This is a genomic window from Burkholderia sp. YIM B11467, from assembly GCF_052952715.1.
This window is the reverse complement of record NZ_JBQVSQ010000020.1, coordinates 40,993-60,655: the sequence shown is the minus strand read 5'-3', so window position 1 is coordinate 60,655 and position 19,663 is coordinate 40,993. Positions and strand designations below refer to the sequence as shown.

Annotated in this window: 19 protein-coding genes and 1 riboswitch; of the genes, 15 read left to right on the top strand and 4 right to left on the bottom strand. The window is 67.1% G+C overall.

Annotated features, from left to right (window positions below; all coding sequences use genetic code 11):
* Positions 1-867: 867 nt before the first annotated feature.
* The 8 genes from ACTRWB_RS36975 to ACTRWB_RS36940 all read left to right on the top strand — a co-directional run bounded on the left by ACTRWB_RS36975 (position 868) and on the right by ACTRWB_RS36940 (position 9,470).
* Positions 868-1,956, top strand: coding sequence for a hypothetical protein (locus ACTRWB_RS36975; RefSeq protein ID WP_446904813.1), 1,089 nt, complete (start codon positions 868-870; stop codon positions 1,954-1,956).
* Between the two features lie 275 nt (positions 1,957-2,231).
* On the top strand, positions 2,232-3,257 hold the full coding sequence (locus tag ACTRWB_RS36970) for a LacI family DNA-binding transcriptional regulator (RefSeq protein ID WP_129514160.1): 1,026 nt from the start codon (positions 2,232-2,234) through the stop codon (positions 3,255-3,257).
* Between the two features lie 74 nt (positions 3,258-3,331).
* Positions 3,332-4,360 (top strand): ABC transporter substrate-binding protein, encoded by a 1,029-nt coding sequence (locus ACTRWB_RS36965; RefSeq protein WP_193097985.1) that lies wholly within the window; start codon positions 3,332-3,334, stop codon positions 4,358-4,360.
* Between the two features lie 17 nt (positions 4,361-4,377).
* On the top strand, positions 4,378-5,202 hold the full coding sequence (locus tag ACTRWB_RS36960; RefSeq protein ID WP_446904812.1) for an ABC transporter permease: 825 nt from the start codon (positions 4,378-4,380) through the stop codon (positions 5,200-5,202).
* 10 nt (positions 5,203-5,212) lie between these two features.
* On the top strand, positions 5,213-6,109 hold the full coding sequence (locus tag ACTRWB_RS36955) for an ABC transporter permease (protein ID WP_446904811.1): 897 nt from the start codon (positions 5,213-5,215) through the stop codon (positions 6,107-6,109).
* A 13-nt stretch (positions 6,110-6,122) separates the two neighbouring features.
* Positions 6,123-7,154 (top strand): ABC transporter ATP-binding protein, encoded by a 1,032-nt coding sequence (locus tag ACTRWB_RS36950; protein ID WP_129514156.1) that lies wholly within the window; start codon positions 6,123-6,125, stop codon positions 7,152-7,154.
* 109 nt (positions 7,155-7,263) lie between these two features.
* The gene (locus tag ACTRWB_RS36945) at positions 7,264-8,088 is read left to right on the top strand and encodes a phosphodiesterase (RefSeq protein WP_446904810.1); all 825 of its coding nucleotides are present in this window, start codon (positions 7,264-7,266) and stop codon (positions 8,086-8,088) included.
* Positions 8,089-8,270: 182 nt separating this feature from the next.
* Positions 8,271-9,470, top strand: a complete 1,200-nt coding sequence (locus ACTRWB_RS36940) for an MFS transporter (protein WP_129514154.1) — start codon at positions 8,271-8,273, stop codon at positions 9,468-9,470.
* A 21-nt stretch (positions 9,471-9,491) separates the two neighbouring features.
* Here ACTRWB_RS36940 and ACTRWB_RS36935 read toward each other — a convergent pair whose 3' ends face one another.
* A complete protein-coding gene (locus ACTRWB_RS36935; protein ID WP_446904809.1) occupies positions 9,492-10,673 on the bottom strand; it encodes an EamA family transporter in 1,182 nt (393 codons plus the stop codon).
* 525 nt (positions 10,674-11,198) lie between these two features.
* Here ACTRWB_RS36935 and ACTRWB_RS36930 point away from each other — a divergent pair.
* Positions 11,199-11,552: a type II toxin-antitoxin system RelE/ParE family toxin gene (locus ACTRWB_RS36930; protein WP_129514152.1), complete on the top strand. Its 354-nt coding sequence runs from the start codon at positions 11,199-11,201 to the stop codon at positions 11,550-11,552.
* Positions 11,549-11,830: a helix-turn-helix domain-containing protein gene (locus ACTRWB_RS36925; protein WP_446904808.1), complete on the top strand. Its 282-nt coding sequence runs from the start codon at positions 11,549-11,551 to the stop codon at positions 11,828-11,830. Before ACTRWB_RS36930 ends, ACTRWB_RS36925 begins: the two co-directional genes overlap by 4 nt.
* Positions 11,831-11,855: 25 nt before the next feature.
* Here ACTRWB_RS36925 and ACTRWB_RS36920 read toward each other — a convergent pair whose 3' ends face one another.
* The 3 genes from ACTRWB_RS36920 to ACTRWB_RS36910 all read right to left on the bottom strand — a co-directional run bounded on the left by ACTRWB_RS36920 (position 11,856) and on the right by ACTRWB_RS36910 (position 13,655).
* A complete protein-coding gene (locus tag ACTRWB_RS36920; RefSeq protein ID WP_343491694.1) occupies positions 11,856-12,644 on the bottom strand; it encodes a molybdopterin-dependent oxidoreductase in 789 nt (262 codons plus the stop codon).
* A gap of 29 nt (positions 12,645-12,673) precedes the next feature.
* Complete coding sequence (locus ACTRWB_RS36915; protein ID WP_343491695.1) at positions 12,674-13,306, bottom strand: cytochrome b/b6 domain-containing protein; 633 nt, start codon at positions 13,304-13,306, stop codon at positions 12,674-12,676.
* 76 nt (positions 13,307-13,382) lie between these two features.
* On the bottom strand, positions 13,383-13,655 hold the full coding sequence (locus tag ACTRWB_RS36910) for a pentapeptide MXKDX repeat protein (RefSeq protein ID WP_048251308.1): 273 nt from the start codon (positions 13,653-13,655) through the stop codon (positions 13,383-13,385).
* A gap of 270 nt (positions 13,656-13,925) precedes the next feature.
* Positions 13,926-14,042, top strand: a riboswitch (TPP riboswitch).
* Between the two features lie 124 nt (positions 14,043-14,166).
* Between ACTRWB_RS36910 and thiC the strand changes: the two genes are divergently transcribed.
* From thiC to ACTRWB_RS36885, 5 genes are all read left to right on the top strand, one after another.
* Entirely contained in the window at positions 14,167-16,098 is a 1,932-nt protein-coding gene (gene thiC / locus ACTRWB_RS36905; RefSeq protein ID WP_446904807.1) for a phosphomethylpyrimidine synthase ThiC, read from the top strand.
* Positions 16,099-16,331: 233 nt separating this feature from the next.
* Entirely contained in the window at positions 16,332-16,544 is a 213-nt protein-coding gene (locus ACTRWB_RS36900; protein ID WP_048251306.1) for a glycine zipper 2TM domain-containing protein, read from the top strand.
* Between the two features lie 190 nt (positions 16,545-16,734).
* Complete coding sequence (locus tag ACTRWB_RS36895) at positions 16,735-16,983, top strand: hypothetical protein (protein ID WP_446904806.1); 249 nt, start codon at positions 16,735-16,737, stop codon at positions 16,981-16,983.
* Positions 16,984-17,108: 125 nt separating this feature from the next.
* On the top strand, positions 17,109-18,035 hold the full coding sequence (locus ACTRWB_RS36890) for a DMT family transporter (RefSeq protein ID WP_446904805.1): 927 nt from the start codon (positions 17,109-17,111) through the stop codon (positions 18,033-18,035).
* A gap of 332 nt (positions 18,036-18,367) precedes the next feature.
* Complete coding sequence (locus tag ACTRWB_RS36885) at positions 18,368-19,648, top strand: EAL domain-containing protein (RefSeq protein ID WP_446904804.1); 1,281 nt, start codon at positions 18,368-18,370, stop codon at positions 19,646-19,648.
* Positions 19,649-19,663: the final 15 nt, after the last annotated feature.

Here is a 19,663-nt window from a genome sequence, read left to right as displayed (position 1 = left end):
GTGCCGGGGACCGGACTTGAACCGGCAAGCCAATTAAGGCGGCGGATTTTCGTCACACTGCTTCTTTCGAAGCCGGCGTCGCGTGCGCGATGCCGTTCGTGCGCTGGACTATGCCTTCACCGTCGCGCGCGGGCGTGACCGCTGCCCATGCGCCTTAGGCGCCCCCCGTCTAGTCTCTACACCTTCCTCGCGGATACCGCGAGGCTTGGCTCGGCGTTGCCTCGATGCGTGCATCAGGGGTTTCACCGAATTTGAAGGGTTCTGCACCGACCGTTTCCGACCGGGCACTCAATCGTGTTTAAGTCCGCTATGTTTACCAATTTCATCACCCCGGCAAGAGGGCGGACCGGATTCTACCACTGCCCGGCCAGATCTTCCGCATTTGACCCTGTCAGGCCCCTCCCGGTCGTGGGCACCCGATTTCACCGTCGACGCCCCGGCCACCCATGCCCGCTGCCGTACTACGCCCGCCGTCGAATCTCGAACGCATGATGATCTCCGCGTACCGGCCGGATCGATACCGTTATTCAACATCCAACCTTTCATTCGTCGCGCGACGATATTAAGGTTTGCTTGATATCGACTCGCACATGCTGCTCACGTTATCGCGCCGAATTCATTGAATATCCGCCGTTCCGCACGATTCGAGCGATCCCCTTAATCCTGCCTTAAGCTTCGCCGTGCTAGCGCCAGCAATGCTTTCGGGCAATCGCAGCGGGGTCGCGAAGTTTGTCACCGAATGGAAATATACGCGGCATAGCCTGACCCGCGTTGCCCGTAACAGACGGTAATACGCACATTTCGCTTATCCCGCACGATCCATTCAGTTAGGAAAACATAATGTTAAGAAAGCCCCTGTTAACCGTCATGTCAGCATCGGTCTTTCTTGCCGCCTGCGGCGGCGACGACGCAACCTCCACGCCCGGTGTCGCGCCGACCAATACCGCGGCCGTACCGAACACCGCCACCGCGTCCGGCTATACGTTGACCGTATTCGCGAAAGCGCCCACGTCCAGCGACAAGCCCGACTCGATCGTCCAGTTCAACAACACGGTCTTCATCGGCTATCAGAAAGCCGGCGACGTAAAGGACGGCTCCGTGCCGGGCCTGACCAACGACGTCGTGCAATACGACCTGAGCGGCAACGTGCTCAAGACGTATACGGTGCCGGGCCACGTCGATGGACTGATGGCTCGCGCCGATACGAACACGCTGTGGGCGATGGCCAACGAGGACGGCAATCCCGAACTGACGATCATCGACCTCAAGGCCGGCACGCAGAAAACCTACGCGCCGACCGTCAATCCGACCGCACACGGCGGCGGCTTCGACGACATGCAGTTGCTCAACGGGAACATCTATGTGAGCGCATCGAACCCGACGACACCCGGCACCGTCGCACCGACGGTCGACCAGCTCACGCTGAATGCAAACGGCACGACGTTCGACGTCGCGCCCGTGCTTGCCGGCAACGCGCAGGCCACCGACCTGACGCCGTCCGTCGGCGGATCGCCGAATCCGACTTTCAATCAGTCGGTGACACTGAGCCTGACGGACCCCGATTCCGAGGCGATCGATTCCGCCGGCGATCTCGTGCTCGACAGCCAGGCCGACGGCAAGCTGGTGTTCCTCCATAACCCGGGCGCAAGCCAGACTGTCAGCGTATTGACGCTCACGCTCTTCAACGACAAGGACGGCCCCATCTATCCGGTCGACGATACGCGCTGGGTGCCCGCGCCGGGACCGCAAGGCAAGACCTTCATGTTGTTCACCGACGCCAGCAACACGACCTACCGCGTCGACGCATCGTTCTCGCAAGGCGACGCCTACAGTGCCGGCCAGGGTCAGGTGATGAAGCTGGATACGAAGTCGGGCCATCTGACACCCATCGCGACGAGTGTCGGCAACGCATCCGCTCTTCAGGACCCGCACGGCATGCTGTTCGTCGCGCTGTAACGTCAACCGCCGGCGGCGCGCGCGTCGCCGTCGAGCCTGATCGCGTCCGATTGCCCCGTCGCGCAGACATGTGCGCGACGGGGCACCACGCGTTCCGACGACGGAATCGCGCACGCGGTCGCTTTCGCCGATACAATCGACAGCGGCGTTGCCCTCCGATCCTTCACACGATTCCGTTCGCGCCCTTTCGGGCCTTCCCTGCTCGTGCGTCATCGCGAAGTCACAAACGTTTTCGATAATTTTCCCTGCCGAAAACGTTTACATCGCGTTATTTAATGACCTCGACCATCAAGGATGTCGCTGCCCTTGCGGGCTTCTCGATCGCCACCGTCTCGCGTGCGATCAACGCCCCGCATACCGTCAGCCCCGCCACGCTGCAAACGATCCGCACCGCGATCGACACGCTGCAATTCCGCCCGAGCCCGCTCGGCCGGCAACTGCGCGGCGAACGCACGCGGCTCGTCGGCGTCGTCGTGCCGACGCTGTCGAACCCCGTGTTCGCCGACTGCCTGCAAGGTATCGACGAGCTCGCGACCGCGGCCGGCTTCAAGCTGATCCTGATGACGACCGAGTACGACGCGGCGCGCGAGCGTCACGCGATCGAGACGCTGCGCGAGCAGCGCGTCGAAGGCTTGATCCTCACCGTCGCCGATGCGGACACGCACCCGCTGCTCGACATGCTCGATCGCGACGGCCCGCATTACGTGCTGATGCACAACGACACGCAACGCCGCCCGTCGGTGTCGGTCGACAACCGTCGCGCCGCGTACGACGGCGTGCGGCTGCTGACCGCGCGCGGCCACCGTCGCGTGCTGATGCTGGCCGGCTCGCTCGCCGCATCGGATCGCGCACGCCAGCGTCATCTCGGTTACGCGCAGGCCCTCGAGGAAAGCGGCGTTGCCACGCTGCCGCCGGTCGAAGTCGACTTCAACGCGCCCGAGCTGCCCGACGCGGTGCTCGCGCATCTCACCGCCCAGGCGACCCGCCCGACCGCCCTCTTCTGCAGCAACGACCTGCTCGCGATGGTCGTGATGCGCGGCCTGCGCCGCGCGGGCTTCTCGATCCCGGACGACCTGTCGGTGCTCGGCTTCGACGGGATCGCGATCGGCGAATTGCTCGCGCCGCCGCTCGCGAGCGTCGCGACACCGAACCGCGACATCGGCCGCCACGCATGGCAGCGTCTCGTCGAATGCATCGGCGGCGCGACGATCGAACGCACGTCGCTGATCCTGCCGCACGTGGTGCGCGACGGTGCGACGGTCGCGCCGCCGGCCACCGACCTGCAATTGCGCAAGGCCTGAATACGCACGCCCCGCCAGCACGCCCCCCGACAACCACACCACCCCAGCGCCACACACTCGCCCGGAGACCTACCGTGTCCTTTCGCCTGACCTCGCTGCTGCGCGCGCTCGCCGCGCCGCTCGCCTGCGCCGCGCTCATCGCGGGCGCGCCCGCCGCTCACGCCGACGAATCGGCGATCTGCTACAACTGCCCGCCCGAATGGGCCGACTGGGCCGCGCAGATCGCGGCGATCAAGCAGAAGACCGGCATCCGCGTGCCGTTCGACAACAAGAACTCGGGCCAGGCGATCGCGCAGCTGATCGCCGAGCAGAAGAGCCCGGTGGCCGACGTCGTCTACCTCGGCGTGTCGTCGGCCTTCCAGGCGAAGGACAAGGGCGTGATCGCGCCGTACAAGCCCGCGCACTGGAACGACATTCCCGCGAACCTGAAGGACCCGCAAGGCTACTGGTTCGCGATCCACTCGGGCACGCTCGGCTTCTTCGTGAACAAGGACGCACTCGACGGCAAGCCGGTGCCGCGCTCGTGGGCCGATCTGCTGAAGCCTGAATACAAGGGCATGGTCGGTTATCTCGATCCGTCGAGCGCATTCGTCGGTTATGCGGGCGCGGTCGCGGTCAACCAAGCGCTCGGCGGCAGCCTCGACAACTTCAAGCCGGCACTCGACTGGTTCCGCAAGCTGAAGGCGAACGCGCCGATCGTGCCGAAGCAGACCGCGTATGCGCGCGTGCTGTCCGGCGAGATTCCGATCCTGCTCGACTACGATTTCGACGCGTACCGCGCGAAGTACAAGGACAACGCGAACGTCGAGTTCGTGATTCCGAAGGAAGGCACGATCGCCGTGCCGTACGTGATGAGCCTCGTGAAGGGCGCGCCGCACGATGCGAACGGCAAGAAGGTGCTCGACTTCGTGCTGTCGGACGAAGGCCAGAAGCTGTGGGCCAACGCGTACCTGCGCCCGGTGCGCGCGCAGACGCTCGGCGCCGACGTCGCCGCGAAGTTCCTGCCGGCGAGCGAATACGCGCGCGCCAAGTCGGTCGACTTCGGCAAGATGGCGGCCGGCCAGCAGGCATTCGGCCAGCAGTACCTGCAGGTGATGCAGTAAGCGGCGGAACGCAATCGATGCTCGATCTGACTTTCCCGCTGCGCTGGCGCGTCGCGCTCGTCGCGCCGGCGCTCGCGGTGTTCGCCGCGTTCTGGCTGCTGCCGATGGCGGCGCTCGTGCAGGTGTCCGCCGACGGCGCGTTCTTCTCGCAGTACGCGGCACTGCTCGGCAATGCGCGCTACATGAAGAGTCTCGGCGAGACCGTCGCGCTGTCCGCCGGCGTCACGCTCGCGACGCTCGCGCTGTCGACGATCTCCGGCCTGCTGCTCGCGCGCCGCGACTTCGCGGGCAAACGCGTGCTGCTCGCGCTGCTCACGTTCCCGCTCGCGTTCCCGGGCGTCGTCGTCGGCTTCATGGTGATCATGCTCGCCGGGCGCCAGGGGCTGATCGGCATGCTGTCCGCGAAACTCACGGGCGACAAGTGGGTATTCGCGTATTCGGTCGCGGGGCTGTTCGTCGGCTACCTGTACTTCTCGATTCCGCGCGTGATCGTCACCGTGATCGCGGCCGCGTCGAAGCTCGACGCGTCGCTTGAGGAAGCCGCGCGTTCACTCGGCGCATCGCCGTGGCGCATCTTTCTCGACATCGTGCTGCCCGCGCTCGCGCCGGGCCTGATCGCGGCCGGCGCGATCTGCTTCGCGACCGCGATGGGCGCATTCGGCACCGCGTTCACGCTGGCCACCGACCTGAACGTGCTGCCGATGACGATCTATACCGAGTTCACACTGAACGCGAACATCGCGACAGCGGCCGGCCTGTCGATCGTGCTCGGCATCGTCACCTGGGCCGTGCTCGCGCTTGCGCGCCGGTTCACGGGCCACACCGCCGCCGCCGCGGCCTGAGGATTCCTTCATGCAATCGCTTTCCGGCTCTTCCGCGCCGTCGCCGGCGCCCGCTCCCGCGCACGCGAACGGCGTAGCGCGCCGCGCGCCGCGCGTCACCGGCGCGCGCGCGATCGCCGCGCTGCAATGGGGCGTCACGCTGCTGCTGTGCGCGTTCCTGATCGTGCCCGTCGTGATGTCGGTGCTCGCGGGCCTGACCGTCAACTATTTCCGCGGAATCTCGAGCGGCCTCACGCTGCGCTGGCTCGAACAGGTTTGGCAGCAGTATCACGGCTCGGTCGCGCTGTCGCTTTACGTCGCGTTCGCGACGCTCGCGATCGTGCTCGTCGTCGGCGTGCCGGCCGGTTATGCGCTCGCGCGCAGCAAGAGCCGCATCGCGCGCGCGATCGAGGAAGCGCTCGTGCTGCCGGTGGCGCTGCCCGGCCTCGCGTCGGCGCTCGCGCTGCTGGTCGTCTACGGCGGCTTCACCACGTTCCGGATGAGCCTGTGGTTCATCGTCGTCGGCCATGTCGTGTTCACGCTGCCGTTCATGGTGCGCGCGGTCGCGGCGGTCGCGGCCGGCGCCGACCTGCGCACGCTCGAGGAAGGCGCGGCGAGCCTCGGCGCATCGTTCGTCACGCGCTTCGTCACGATCGTGCTGCCGAATCTGCGCCCCGGCATCGTCGCGGGTGCGCTCGCGGTGCTCACGCTGTCGATCGGCGAATTCAACCTCACGTGGATGCTGCATACGCCCGACACCAAGACGCTGCCCGTCGGGCTCGCCGACACCTATGCATCGTTGCGTCTCGAAGTCGGCAGCGCGTACACGATCCTGTTCCTGCTGATGACGCTGCCGCTCCTCGTCGCGATGCAGTGGCTCGGCGTCGACCCGTCCGGCACGCGCGCACTCAAGCGCCGCCCGCGCTGACTCTTCCGCTCTCATGAAACTCGATTCCACTCCCATCACCCTGACCGGCTGCGCGAAGACGTTCCGCGGCACGCGCGTGCTCGAACCGCTCGACCTGTCGATCGGCGCGGGCGAAACGCTCGTGCTGCTCGGGCCATCGGGCTGCGGCAAGACGACGACGCTGCGCCTGATCGCGGGCCTCGACACGCCGGATGCCGGCGGCACGATCGCGTTCGGCAACGACGACGTGACGTCGCTGCCGATCGAGCGCCGGCAGGTCGGCATGGTGTTCCAGAACTACGCGCTGTTTCCGAACCTGACGGTGCGCGGCAACGTCGGTTACGGGCTGAAGATCCGCAAGACCGAACCGCGCGCGCTGCGCGAACGCGTCGACGAGCTGCTCGCGATGATGCGGCTCGACGCGCACGCGGACAAACCGGTCGATCAGCTGTCGGGCGGCCAGCGCCAGCGCGTCGCGCTGGCTCGCGCGCTGGCCGTGCGGCCGCGCGTGCTGCTGCTCGACGAACCGCTGACCGCGCTCGACGCAAAACTGCGCGACGTGCTGCGTCGCGAGATGAATGCGCTGCTGCGCGAGCTCGGTGTGACGACGGTCTACGTGACGCACGACCAGGCCGAAGCGATGGAGCTCGGCGACCGGATCGTCGTGATGGGTGCGGGCCGCATCGAACAGATCGGCACGCCGCGCGACATCTACTACCGGCCGGCGAACCGCACGGTCGCGCAGTTCATCGGCACGCTGAACCGGCTCGCGGGACAATGGCGTGATGGCAAGCTCGTGACGACGGGCGGCGCGATCGTCACGCCGCATGCCGCCGACGAGTGGTTCTTCCGCCCCGAGGACGCGCAACTCGCCGATCCCGCGCATGCGCCGCTGCGCGGCGCGGTCGGTGCGTGCGCGTTCCTCGGCGAGCGCACGCGGCTCACGATCGAGCACGCGGCACCCGACGCGCTCGTGATCGACGTACCGGGCCGCATCGCGCTCGCGCACGGCACCGCGGTGGGCCTGACGATCGCACCGGAAGGCCTGATCGCGCTCGGCGCGTGATGCAACAATCAGGCAACACCCAAGTCATACTCAGGCATCACCCATGCACCACCCCACCGCGGCGCACGACGCCGCCCCCACAATAACCAGACGATTCCGAGGAACGACGATGCTGCTTGCTCAAATCAGCGATCTCCACGTCAAGCGTCCGGGCCAGCTCGCGTACCGGCGCGTCGACACGGCGGCCGCGCTCGCGCGCTGCATCGCGAAGCTGAACGCGCTCGAGCCACGCCCCGATGCCGTGCTCGTCACCGGCGACCTGACCGACTTCGGCCACGACGAGGAATATGCGCACCTGCGCGACCTGCTCGCGCCGCTCGAGATTCCGTACTACCTGATGATCGGCAATCACGACGACCGCGCCGGGCTGCGCCGCGCGTTCGCCGATCGCGCCGAACTGCAGGACGGCGAATTCGTGCAGTACGCGCTCGACCTCGGCGCGGTGCGCGTGCTCGCGCTCGACTCGCAGGTGCCCGGCGCGAGCCACGGCGACCTGTGCGACGCACGGCTCGGATGGCTCGCCGCGCAGCTCGACGCCGCGCGCGATCGCCCGGTGATCGTCGCGCTGCATCACCCGCCGTTCGTGTCGGGGATCGGCCACATGGATGCGCTGCGTCTCGCACCCACCGCCGCCGCGAAACTCGACGCGCTGCTGCGCGGTTATCCGAACGTCGAGCGCGTGCTGTGCGGCCACGTGCACCGCACGATGTTCACGCGTTTCGGCGGCACGCTCGCGTCGGCGGTGCCGGCGCCCGCGCACCAGGTCGCATTCGACCTGCGGGCCGATGCGCCGTCCGCGTTCCGGCTCGAACCGCCAGCGTTCGCGGTGCATCGTTATGCGCCGGAGACGGGAATGACGTCGCACCACGTGTATGTGGACGAAGGCGCCGGGCCGTATCCGTTCTATGAACCGACGGGCGAGCTGGTCGACTGATGGCGTAAAGCACGCACGATGAAGGCGGCGGCCGGCGGGTCGTGCCGGTTTGCCGGCTCGCTGCCTGCCCGGCAGGATTCACGGTGCTCCGGTATGATCGGCAGCCTCGACCGGCAACCGGCCCACCGGCGCACCCTACGCGTGCGCCGCACGCCGCGCCGTCCAACTCCGCCCGCGCTGCCATGTCCACCGCTTCCACCGACCGCCCGACCGACGCCGCCTCGCCCCACTACTCGCGCAGCCTGCTGTTGCTGCTCGCGACGATCGCAGGCGTATCGGTCGCGAACATCTACTACAACCAGCCGCTGCTCGACAGCTTCCGCGCAACCTTTCCCGACGGCGCGTCCTGGATCGGCGCGGTGCCGACCGCCACGCAGCTCGGTTATGCGGCCGGCATGTTCCTGCTCGCGCCGCTCGGCGACCGGTTCGACCGCCGCGGGCTGATCCTGATGCAGATCGCCGGCCTGTCGGTCGCACTGATCGTCGCGGCCACCGCGCCGTCGCTGGCCGTGCTCGCCGTCGCAAGCCTCGCGATCGGCGTGCTCGCGACCATCGCGCAACAGGCCGTGCCGTTCGCCGCCGAAATCGCGCCGCCGGCCGAACGCGGACACGCGGTCGGCACCGTGATGAGCGGCCTGCTGCTCGGCATCCTGCTCGCGCGCACGGCCGCCGGTTTCGTCGCCGAGTATTTCGGCTGGCGCGCGGTGTTCGCGGCGTCGGTCGCGGCGCTCGTCGCGCTCGCCGCCGTGATCGTGCTGCGGCTGCCGCGCAGCTCGCCGACGTCGACGCTGCCGTACGGCAAGCTGCTCGGTTCGATGTGGCATCTGGCAGTCGAACTGCGCGGGCTGCGCGAGGCCTCGCTGACGGGCGCCGCGCTGTTCGCGGCGTTCAGCGCGTTCTGGCCCGTGCTCACGTTGCTGCTCGCCGGCGCGCCGTTCCATCTCGGCCCGCAGGCGGCCGGCCTGTTCGGGATCGTCGGCGCGGCGGGCGCGCTCGCGGCGCCGTACGCGGGCCGCTTCGCGGACAAGCGCGGCCCGCGCGCGATCATCTCGCTCGCGATCGCGCTGCTCGCGCTGTCTTTCGTGATCTTCGCGCTGTCGGGTTCGAGCCTCGTCGGGCTCGTGATCGGCGTGATCGTGCTGGATGTCGGCGTGCAGGCCGCGCAGATCTCGAACCAGTCGCGCATTTATGCGCTGAAGCCCGAGGCGCGCAGCCGCGTCAACACGGTGTTCATGGTGTGTTATTTCATCGGCGGCGCACTCGGTTCGTCGGCCGGCGTCGCCGCATGGCACGCGTTCGGCTGGATCGGCATGTGCGCGGCCGGGCTGCTGTTCACCGCGCTGGCCGGCTGGTCCCACCATCGAGGCGGCCGGCACGGCTGAGCGCCACCGGCCACCGCGGCGTCACGCGTCGGCGCGGGGTGCGGCCGGTTCGTCGGCGGGCGGCAGCGCGAACGCCTGTGCAGGGTCGATCACGGCAGCAGGATCCATCACGGCAGCCGGGGTCGGCACGGCGAGCGGGACGGCAGAAGGCGTCAGGATGGGCGCCGCATCCGGTATCGCGATCTGCTCGGGCGCCGACGAAACATCCGCTGCCGACGCGGCCGCTACGGTCGCCGCCGCCGGCGCACTGGCGGCCGCCGCGCGCGCCGCGGGCCGGCGGGCCGGATCGAACAGGAACGACAGCCCGACGCTGCCGAGGATCGCGACGGTCGCGACCACGGTCGCCATCGTCACCGGTTCGCCGAGCAGCAGCGCACCGAGCGCGACCGCGACGATCGGGTTCACATACATGCAGCTGCTCGCGATGATCGGGCTCGTGTGACGGATCAGGTAGCCGTATGCGACGTACGCGGCCATCGTGCAGAACACCATCAGGTACAGGAACGCGAACACCGGCCCGGCCATCACGTGTTCGATGCGTTCGCCGATCAGCCATGCAACGAGCGTCGAAATCAGGCCGCCGAGGCCGATCTGCAGCGACGTCGACAGAAACAGGTCGGACGGCAGCTTGAGCCGCGTCGCGAGGTGCGCGCCGCCCGCCCAGAACAGCGCACCAGCCAGAATGCAGATCGTGCCGAGCGCCGAATTCTGCGCCGCTGCGCCGCCCGAATTCAGCACGACGATGCCGACCATCCCGAGCGCGATGGCCGCCCACTCGCCCTTCGTCACCGGCCGCCCGGCGACCGCCGCGATCACGGTCGCGAACAACGGCACCGTCGCGACCATCACCGCGGCCGAGCCGCTGCTGACCGAGCTGATCCCGAGCGCGATCGTGCCGGACGACAGCGCGACGAGCATCGTGCCGACGATCCCCGCATTGCGGATCTCCAGCAACGTCGGCCATTCGGGCTTGCGCCGCAGCGCGAAGATGAACAGGCCGATCCCGCCGAGCAGGTTGCGCATCCCCGACAGCAGCAGCGGCGGGAACGACTGCAGCGCGAAATGCAGGCCGCTGTAGGTCGAACCCCAGACGAAATAGATGAACACGAGCGCCAGCGCGACGCGGCCGCCGCGGCTTTGCGGCAGGCGGATCCGGAACGAAAAGCGGGCGAGGAAATCGAGGAGGCGGTCGAGCGGCGTCATCGTGTGACCCGCCCGCACGTCGCGCCGCGTGCCCCGCTGAAAAACGCCGGCAATGCCGGCAAACGGTCCTGACGGGACCGGGAAGGCAGAGCGAACGTGCGGAACGACATGGCAGTGCGAACGGCGACGAAAGAGAACCGGCAAGCGGCGGCAGAGGGACAAAAAAAACGCGCGCAACCGTTTCGGCTGCGCACGCTCGGCATTATGGCATCAAGGATTCGAAAGCATCGTCAGACCTGTCTGAAAGGATAGGGACTGATGTTTCGGCGCGACATTATCCGGCTGGCGGGCTTCCGGTCGGCGGGCCGGTGAAATCCGGGGCCGGATTCGCAACGCGCGCGCGTTGCCGGCGTCGGTGCCGATTCCACACGCAATCCATCGCAATCCGCCCCGCTCGAACCCACCATCGGCCTGACGGCCAATCATGCGCGCCGGCCGCTACTTCGCGCTTATCGTGACGGTCGACACGCCCTCTTCCAGCGGTCCACAACCTCCATTCGAAACCCGCACCATCCATACAAAATTTTGTATAATCCAACCATCCTTCCGCCGAAGCCGGTTGTTTTCGTCGGCAGCGCGCTTGACGATCTTCGTGGCTTTCCACTGCCCGCGCGACGCGACGCCGGCCACCAGATCGACCAGGTACAGCGCGGCTTCGCGCCCGACGACTGGAAGCCGATGCGCACCATCGGCGTCGGCGTGCGGGAAATTCGCCTGCGCGATGCGAGCGGCGCGTTCCGGATCGTCTACGTCGCGACATTCGCCGATGCCGTCTACGTGCTGCACTGTTTCCGGAAGCAATCGGCACGCACGAGCAAACCCGATATCGACCTGGCCGCCCGGCGTTATCGCACGCTGATGATGGAGTTGAAACGATGACCAATGAACGCTACACCAACGTCTGGGACGCAATCGAAGGCCAGCCGGCCGAAGCCGAGAACATGAAGCTGCGCTCCGAACTGATGATCGCGCTCAAGCAGCGCATCGCGCAACTCGAGCTCAGCCAGGCCCAGGCGGCGAAGCAGTTGGGTGTCACGCAGCCGCGCGTCTCCGACCTGCTGCGCGGCAAGATCAACCTGTTCGGGCTCGACGCGCTCGTGAACATGGCGGCGGCAGTCGGCCTGCGCGTCGATCTCCAGGTGCGCGAATCGGTGTGACGCGTGAGCGCGTCACGCGCGCCGCTCACGATCCGCCGAACCAGTTGTACCCCTGATCGACCCAGTAGCCGCCCGGATACGTATCGGTCACGAAGATTTCCATGATGTGCTTCGGGTTCTTGTAGCCGAGCTTGGTCGGCATCCGCAGCTTCATCGGGAAACCGAATTCCGGCGGCAGCCGCTGGCCGTCGTAGTCGAACGCGAGCAGCGTCTGCGGATGCAGCGCGGTCGGCATGTCGATGCTCTCGTAGTAATCGTCCGCGCACTTGAAGCCGACGTATTTCGCCCGTGTGTCGGCACCGACGCGCGCGAGAAACGCGCCGAACGGCGTGCCGCCCCAGCGGCCGATCGCACTCCACCCTTCCACGCAGATATGCCGCGTGATCTGTTCCGCGTGCGGCAGCGCATACAGCTCGTCGAGCGTCCACACGCGCTTGCCCGTCACGCGGCCGGACAGCACGAGCCGATACGTCGACGCATCGACGTGCGGCACGTCGTCGATCGCGTAAAACGCGTTGAACGGGAACGGCCGCGTGATATCGGCTTCGGTGTAGGTCGGCGCGAGCCGTTCGCCGCTGAACAGCCAGGCCTGCACGCGATCGTTCATGCGCGATACTGTCTCGAGGAACGTGTTGACCGATGCGTCATCCTGCAGCGTGCAGCCGGTGAGCATCGTCAGGCCACCGAGCGTCAGCACGCGCCGGTTGAAGAGGCGCCGCGACGGCATCTCGAGCTCGCGGCGCACATCGAGTTCGAGCGACTTCCGGTCGAGCGTCCAGCGCGGGTCGCCGCGCCTGTTTTCGGATTCCGACATGATGATTTCCTTAGCCCGCGGCGTGCGGGTCAGCGGCCGCGCAGCATCGCGAGCAACGAGCGCGGCACCAGCAGCGCCATCGCGACATGAACGACAAAGAATGCGACGAGCAGCGACATCGCCCAGAAATGCACGACGCGCGCATTGTCATAGCCGCCGAACAGTTCGCGCAGCAGCGGGAATTGCACGGACTTCCAGATCGTGAGCCCCGACAGCACCAGCACGACGAGATCGACGATCGCGGTCAGGTACGCGGCACGCTGCACCGCGTTGTAGACGCTCAGGTCGTTGTGCGACAGCCGCCCGCCCAGCGCGGCGCGCACGTCGCGCCACACGGACGCCGGCGTGACGGGCAGCATCTTGCGCGCGAAGCGCCCCGTCGCGATCGACATCGCGAGGTAGAACAGCCCGTTGGCGACCAGCAGCCACATCGCCGCGAAATGCCATTGCAGCGCGCCGCCGAGCCAGCCGCCGATCGTGATGCCGTGCGCGAACGTGAACGACGGATAGATCGGCGACGCGTCGTAGATGCGCCAGCCGGACAGCGCCATCAGGATCGCCGCGAGCGCGTTGAGCCAGTGGCTCACGCGCACCCATGGCGGATGGATCGGGCGCGCGGGTGGCGTCGCGGGCGCGCGATCCGTTGCGGGAACGGTTTGCATGATGAAGACTCCAGGGGTGCTGCGACGGGACGCGATGCGCGCGTGCAGCCGGCTGGCCGCGCCCCGCGCGCATCCGTCAGTTCGACGGGCTCATTGCGTCCTTCTTCATCGCGTCGCCCTTCGACATCGCGTCGTGGCCCATCGCGTCTTTCTTCATGGCGTCCTTCTTCATCGCGTGCTTCTTCATGCCGTCCTTCTTCATCGCGCCATCCTTCGCCATCGCGTCGTGGCCCATCGCGTCCTTCGACATCGACGTGCCGTCCTTCGACATCGCATCGTTCTGCGCATAGGCGCCCGTTGCAATCGTGGCAAGAGCGGCGACGCAAGCGGCAATCAGTACGTTTTTCATGACATCTCTCCGAAACATGGGTTTAAGGAGCCGAATAGACGGACGACGTCGCGGGAAATGACAGCCGCTCTGAAAATATTTTTTATGCTGGCCGGACAACCCGTCATGCTGCGCCGCTCGGCCGCCGCCGATCGGGGTGCCGGACCGAACGGCAAAGGCATGTGCTGCGGTGCACCCGGCCTGCCGCGCCGCCCGCCATGTTGCGGCTGCACCGGGATAACCACTGTACGCCCGGTTGAAACCGCCGCAAACCCGGTGTATCGTGTGCCCTTGCTAACGCGGGGGTCCTGCAATGCGTTCGGTCAAACAACCGGCATTGCGGGTGAGAAATACCCTTTGAACCTGATCTGGATAATGCCAGCGCAGGGAAGCGTACGGATTTCGCCGCCATCCTTCTGACGAAATCCGCCGCCTCACCAAGCCTCGTCTCCTGCTTAGCTCGAGCCCCACATACGTCAAGGGCTCCGGGCAAGCGCCGACGCGCCTGTCCGGCGCTCACACAGGAGATTGCATGAACGCCAATCCGAAGTTTCTGTCCGCCGACGCTCATGTCGACGCCGCCGCTGTCGCGCCGCTGCCGAATTCGCGAAAGGTTTATGTAACCGGCTCGCAGCCCGACATCCGCGTGCCGATGCGCGAAATCACGCAGGCCGACACGCCCACCGGCTTCGGCGGCGAAAAGAATCCGCCGATCTACGTGTACGACACGTCGGGCCCCTACACCGATCCGGAAGCCAAGATCGACATCCGCGCGGGCCTGCCCGCGCTGCGCCAGGGCTGGATCGAAGCGCGCGGCGACACCGAAGGGCTCTCCAGCCTGTCGAGCCGCTACGGCCTCGAGCGCGCGGCCGACCCGGCCACCGCCGACCTGCGTTTCCCGGGCCTGCACCGCAACCCGCGCCGCGCGCAGGCCGGCAAGAACGTCACGCAGATGCACTACGCGCGCCAGGGCATCATCACGCCGGAAATGGAATACATCGCGATCCGCGAGAACCAGCGCCGCGCCGAGTACCTCGAAAGCCTGAAGTCGAGCGGCCCGAACGGCGCGAAGCTCGCCGCGATGATGGGCCGCCAGCACCCGGGCCAGGCGTTCGGCGCCGCGGCCTTCGGCGCGAACGCGCTGGCCGAGATCACGCCCGAATTCGTGCGCGACGAAATCGCGCGCGGCCGCGCGATCATCCCCGCGAACATCAACCACCCGGAATCCGAGCCGATGATCATCGGCCGCAACTTCCTCGTGAAGATCAACGCGAACATCGGCAACTCGGCCGTCACGTCGTCGATCGGCGAGGAAGTCGACAAGATGACGTGGGCGATCCGCTGGGGCGGCGACACGGTGATGGATCTGTCGACCGGCAAACACATCCATGAAACGCGCGAGTGGATCATCCGCAACAGCCCGGTGCCGATCGGCACGGTGCCGATCTACCAGGCGCTGGAAAAGGTCAACGGCAAGGCCGAGGACCTGACCTGGGAAATCTTCCGCGACACGCTGATCGAGCAGGCCGAGCAAGGCGTCGACTACTTCACGATCCACGCGGGCGTGCGCCTGCAGTACGTGCCGCTCACCGCGAACCGGATGACCGGCATCGTGTCGCGCGGCGGCTCGATCATGGCGAAGTGGTGCCTCGCGCATCACAAGGAAAGCTTCCTGTACGAACACTTCGAAGAGATCTGCGAGATCATGAAGGCGTACGACGTGAGCTTCTCGCTCGGAGACGGCCTGCGTCCCGGCTCGATCTACGACGCGAACGACGAAGCGCAGCTCGGCGAACTGAAGACGCTCGGCGAACTCACGCAGATCGCGTGGAAGCACGACGTGCAGGTGATGATCGAAGGCCCCGGCCACGTGCCGATGCAGTTGATCAAGGAGAACATGGATCTCCAGCTCGACTGGTGCAAGGAAGCGCCGTTCTACACGCTCGGACCGCTGACGACCGACATCGCGCCGGGCTACGACCACATCACGTCGGGCATCGGCGCCGCGATGATCGGCTGGTTCGGCACCGCGATGCTGTGCTACGTGACGCCGAAGGAGCACCTCGGCCTGCCGAACAAGGACGACGTGAAGGAAGGCATCATCACGTACAAGCTCGCCGCGCACGCCGCCGACCTCGCGAAGGGTCACCCGGGCGCACAAGTGCGCGACAACGCGCTGTCGAAGGCACGTTTCGAGTTCCGCTGGGAAGACCAGTTCAACATCGGTCTCGATCCGGACAAGGCGCGCGAATTCCACGACGAGACGCTGCCGAAGGATTCGGCGAAGGTCGCGCACTTCTGCTCGATGTGCGGCCCGCACTTCTGCTCGATGAAGATCACGCAGGACGTGCGTGAATTCGCCGCGCAGCAGGGTGTGTCGGAATCCGAAGCGCTGAAGAAGGGGATGGAAGTCAAGGCGGTCGAGTTCGTCAAGACCGGCGCCGAGATCTATCACCGTCAGTAAGCGAACGCGGCGATCCGCACCGGAAACGCATCGCGATGCACGAAGCCCGCTCTCGAGCGGGCTTTTTTGCGCATGTCGCGTCCCTGCGCACCCACGGGAAACAATTGATTACGAAACCGCGAGCGCCTTAACAAGTCCTTACAGCAGCGTCGCGGAGCGGCGCGTAGATTGGGTTCATGCGTGGCCGCCAACCGGTCGCGCGTCCTCCATTCACTACCACAAGGACAACGATCATGAACTCGATTCGGCGTATTGGGGTATGTGCGCTCCTCGTTGCGACGGTGGCCAGTTTGTCGGCCTGCGATTCGATGTCGAGGCGCCAGCGTGACACGGCAATCGGTGCGGGTGTCGGCGGCGTCGCCGGCGCGGCGATCGGCGGCAGTGCGCTGTCGACGCTGGGCGGCGCGGCGGCCGGCGGCATCATCGGTAACCAGGTCGGCAAGTAAGCCGGCCACGCGCCGCGAAAGTCGGCCGGACGGCGTTTCCGCAGTGCGGAAGCGCCGTTTTCGCATGCGGCGCCGCGATGCGCGCGACAGCGCGCCCGGAAATGATCCGTTACCGTTTTGCACACCGTGTCATCGGTGCGCGGCCTAAGCTTAAGCATCTGCCGATTGCCGGCTCCGCCGGAGAGACATCATGAACAGGACCCTCGCCGCAGCGGTGCTCGCCTGCGCGACGCTCGCCGGTTGCTACTACCCGTACGGTTATTATCCTGGCGGCTATTACACGGCCGCACCGGTACAGCCGGCGCCCGTGTACGCCGATCCGGGCCCCGTCTACTACTACCCGGCGCCTGCGTATGCGCCCGCGTGGGGCGGTTATTGGGGACCGGCGCTATCGCTCAATTTCGGCTTCGGCGGACGCGGCGGCTGGCGCCATCACTGAGCGGGCCGCGCCGCCGTCAGCCGGCGAAATTCCCGTTTCTTGTCGTTTCATCGAATCGTGAAACGACGGCGAGGTAACGGGGTGTAAGATTCTCCGCATCCCGTCCTCCTCCGCCCCCTCGATCGATGTCGCCCAAGAACGCCATTCTGCTGACCGTACTCGCTGCCCTGTGGGGCGCGTCGTTCCTGTTCATCCGGGTCGGCGTCGTCGATTTCGGCGTCGCGCCGCTGATGGCGCTGCGCGTGGGCATCGGCGCGCTGTTTCTCACGGGCTTCGCGCTGACGCGCTTCAAACCCGCCGATCTCGGCGCCCGGCTGCGTGGTCATGCGTGGCCGTTGTTTGTCGTCGGCGCGCTGAACTCGGGTATTCCGTTCTGCCTGTTCGCGTTCGCCGAACTGACGCTGTCGGCCGGCCTGACGTCGGTGATCAACGCGACGACGCCGCTCTGGGGCGCGCTCGTGGCGTACCTGTGGCTGAAGGACAAGCTGTCGCTGCCGCGCGCGCTCGGTCTCGTGATCGGTTTTGCCGGCGTGCTCACGCTCGTGTGGAACCAGATCGCGAATGCGCACGGCGACACGGGCGCCAGCGCGACCGCACTCGCCGCCGCCGCCGCGCTCGGCGCGACGCTGCTGTACGGCATCGCGGCCAATTACACGAAGCGCAAGCTCAGCGGCGTCGATCCGCTCGTCAACGCGGCCGGCAGCATGATCGGCTCGACCATCCTGCTGCTGCCGTTCGCGATCGCCACCTGGCCGGCCGCGCCGGTCAGCGCGCACGCATGGGGCGCCGTGCTCAGCCTCGGCGTCGCATGCACGGGCATCGCGTATTTCATCTTCTTCTACCTGATCGCGCACGTCGGCCCCGCCCGTGCGATTACCGTGACGTTCGTGATCCCCGTGTTCGGCCTGCTGTGGGGCGCGCTGTTCCTCGGCGAACACGTGACAGCCGTGATGATCGAGGGCTGCGCGATCGTGCTCGTCGGCACCGCGCTCGCGACCGGTGCGATCAAGCGGATTCCCGGTCTCGGGCCGCGAAGCGGCGAAGCGACCTGAAGATTCGGGCGCGCGCGGCCGCCCGCCTCACGGTGCGCGCCGGCGGCCGAGCAAAGACTGTTCGCCGGCGGCGTGCCGGCATTCTTCTGACGGTGACGCGCGCACGTGGCCGAAACCCGCTGCATGCCGGCGCCGGCCTGGCCGCAGCCGCGCACCGGGTGCGTCTGGAATTTCCCTGATACGCGGGCCACCGCATTCCAGTTACACTTCGAACACTCATCCGCAGAAGGCGGTCACGATGCCCCACGTTCTTTCGCGTCCACGTTCGCGTGCGACGGCTTCAGCGTGGCGGCGCGACGCAGCCCCGCCGCTCGCCCCTGGGCACCGTTGACATGAAGCCCGCCCGCGACCTATCCCTCGAATCCCTGCTCGAACGCCTCACGCCGACGCCCAGCGGCTGGCTCGCCACTTATCGCACCACGACGCTGCGCAGCGTGTTCCAGCCCGTGCTGTCGATCACGCACAAGCGCGTCGTCGGTTACGAGGCGCTGCTGCGCGTCGTCGACGCAAACGGCGCGCTGGTCTCGCCCACCGCGCTGTTCGACAAGACACGCGGCGACGCCGATGCGCTGCTGCTCGATCGGCTCGCACGCTGCCTGCACACGGCCAACTTCGTCGCGCAGGGCATCGGCGACGGCTGGCTGTTCCTGAACGTGACGCCGCGCGTGCTTGATTCGGGCCTCGTGCAGCGCGAGTTCGTCGAGGCGCTGTGCCGGCATTTCGCGCTGACGCCGAACCGGATCGTGCTGGAAGTCGTCGAACAGCCGTCACGCGACGAAGCCGCGCTCGCCCGTACGATCGACATGATCCAGCATCGCGACTTCCTGATCGCGATCGACGATTTCGGCACGGGCTTCTCGAACTTCGACCGCGTGTGGCGTGCGCGACCCGACATCGTCAAGCTGGATCGTTCGCTGGTCGAGCGCTCGACCGGGTCGGCCGACGATCGGCGCATCATGCATCACCTCGTGTCGATGCTGCACCAGGCCGGCGCAATGGTGCTTGCCGAGGGCGTCGAAAGCGACGACGCGTTGCAGTCGCTGATGGAGGCCGACATCGATTTCGTGCAGGGCTTCCAGTTCGGCCAGCCCGATATGTCGATCGCTAACGCGAGCGCGGCGGCACCCGCAATGCTCGATGCCGCGTGGCAGCGCTTCATCGCCCGCCGGCACACGCCGGTCATCGCCGAACAGCCGGGCTTCGACGCGATCGAGCGGCTCGTGCTCGCCGGCGCGGCCGCGTTCTCCGCGAGCGGCAGCCTGCAGGACGCCGCGCAACGCGTGTTCGCGGTGCCGGCCGCGCGCCGCGTGTTCGTCACCGACGAGATCGGCGAGCAGTTCCTGCCGTCGATCGGTGCGCGGTCCGACGACGGCCAGCCGAACGTCGCCCGCCTCGCGCCGCTCTTTCCGGAAACCCACAGCAACTGGTCGCGGCGCCCGTACTTCCAGCGCGCGATCGCCGCCCCCGGGCGCGTCGCGCTGATGGGCCCGCACTTCTCGCTGACGGAAGGCCGCGATTGTTATACGGCCGCCGTCGCGATCCGCGCGCAGAGCCGGCTCGTCGTGTTCTGCGTCGACTTCGTGCTCGACAGCGCGGGCACCGTGATGCGGTAGCCGGCGCCGCGGCGT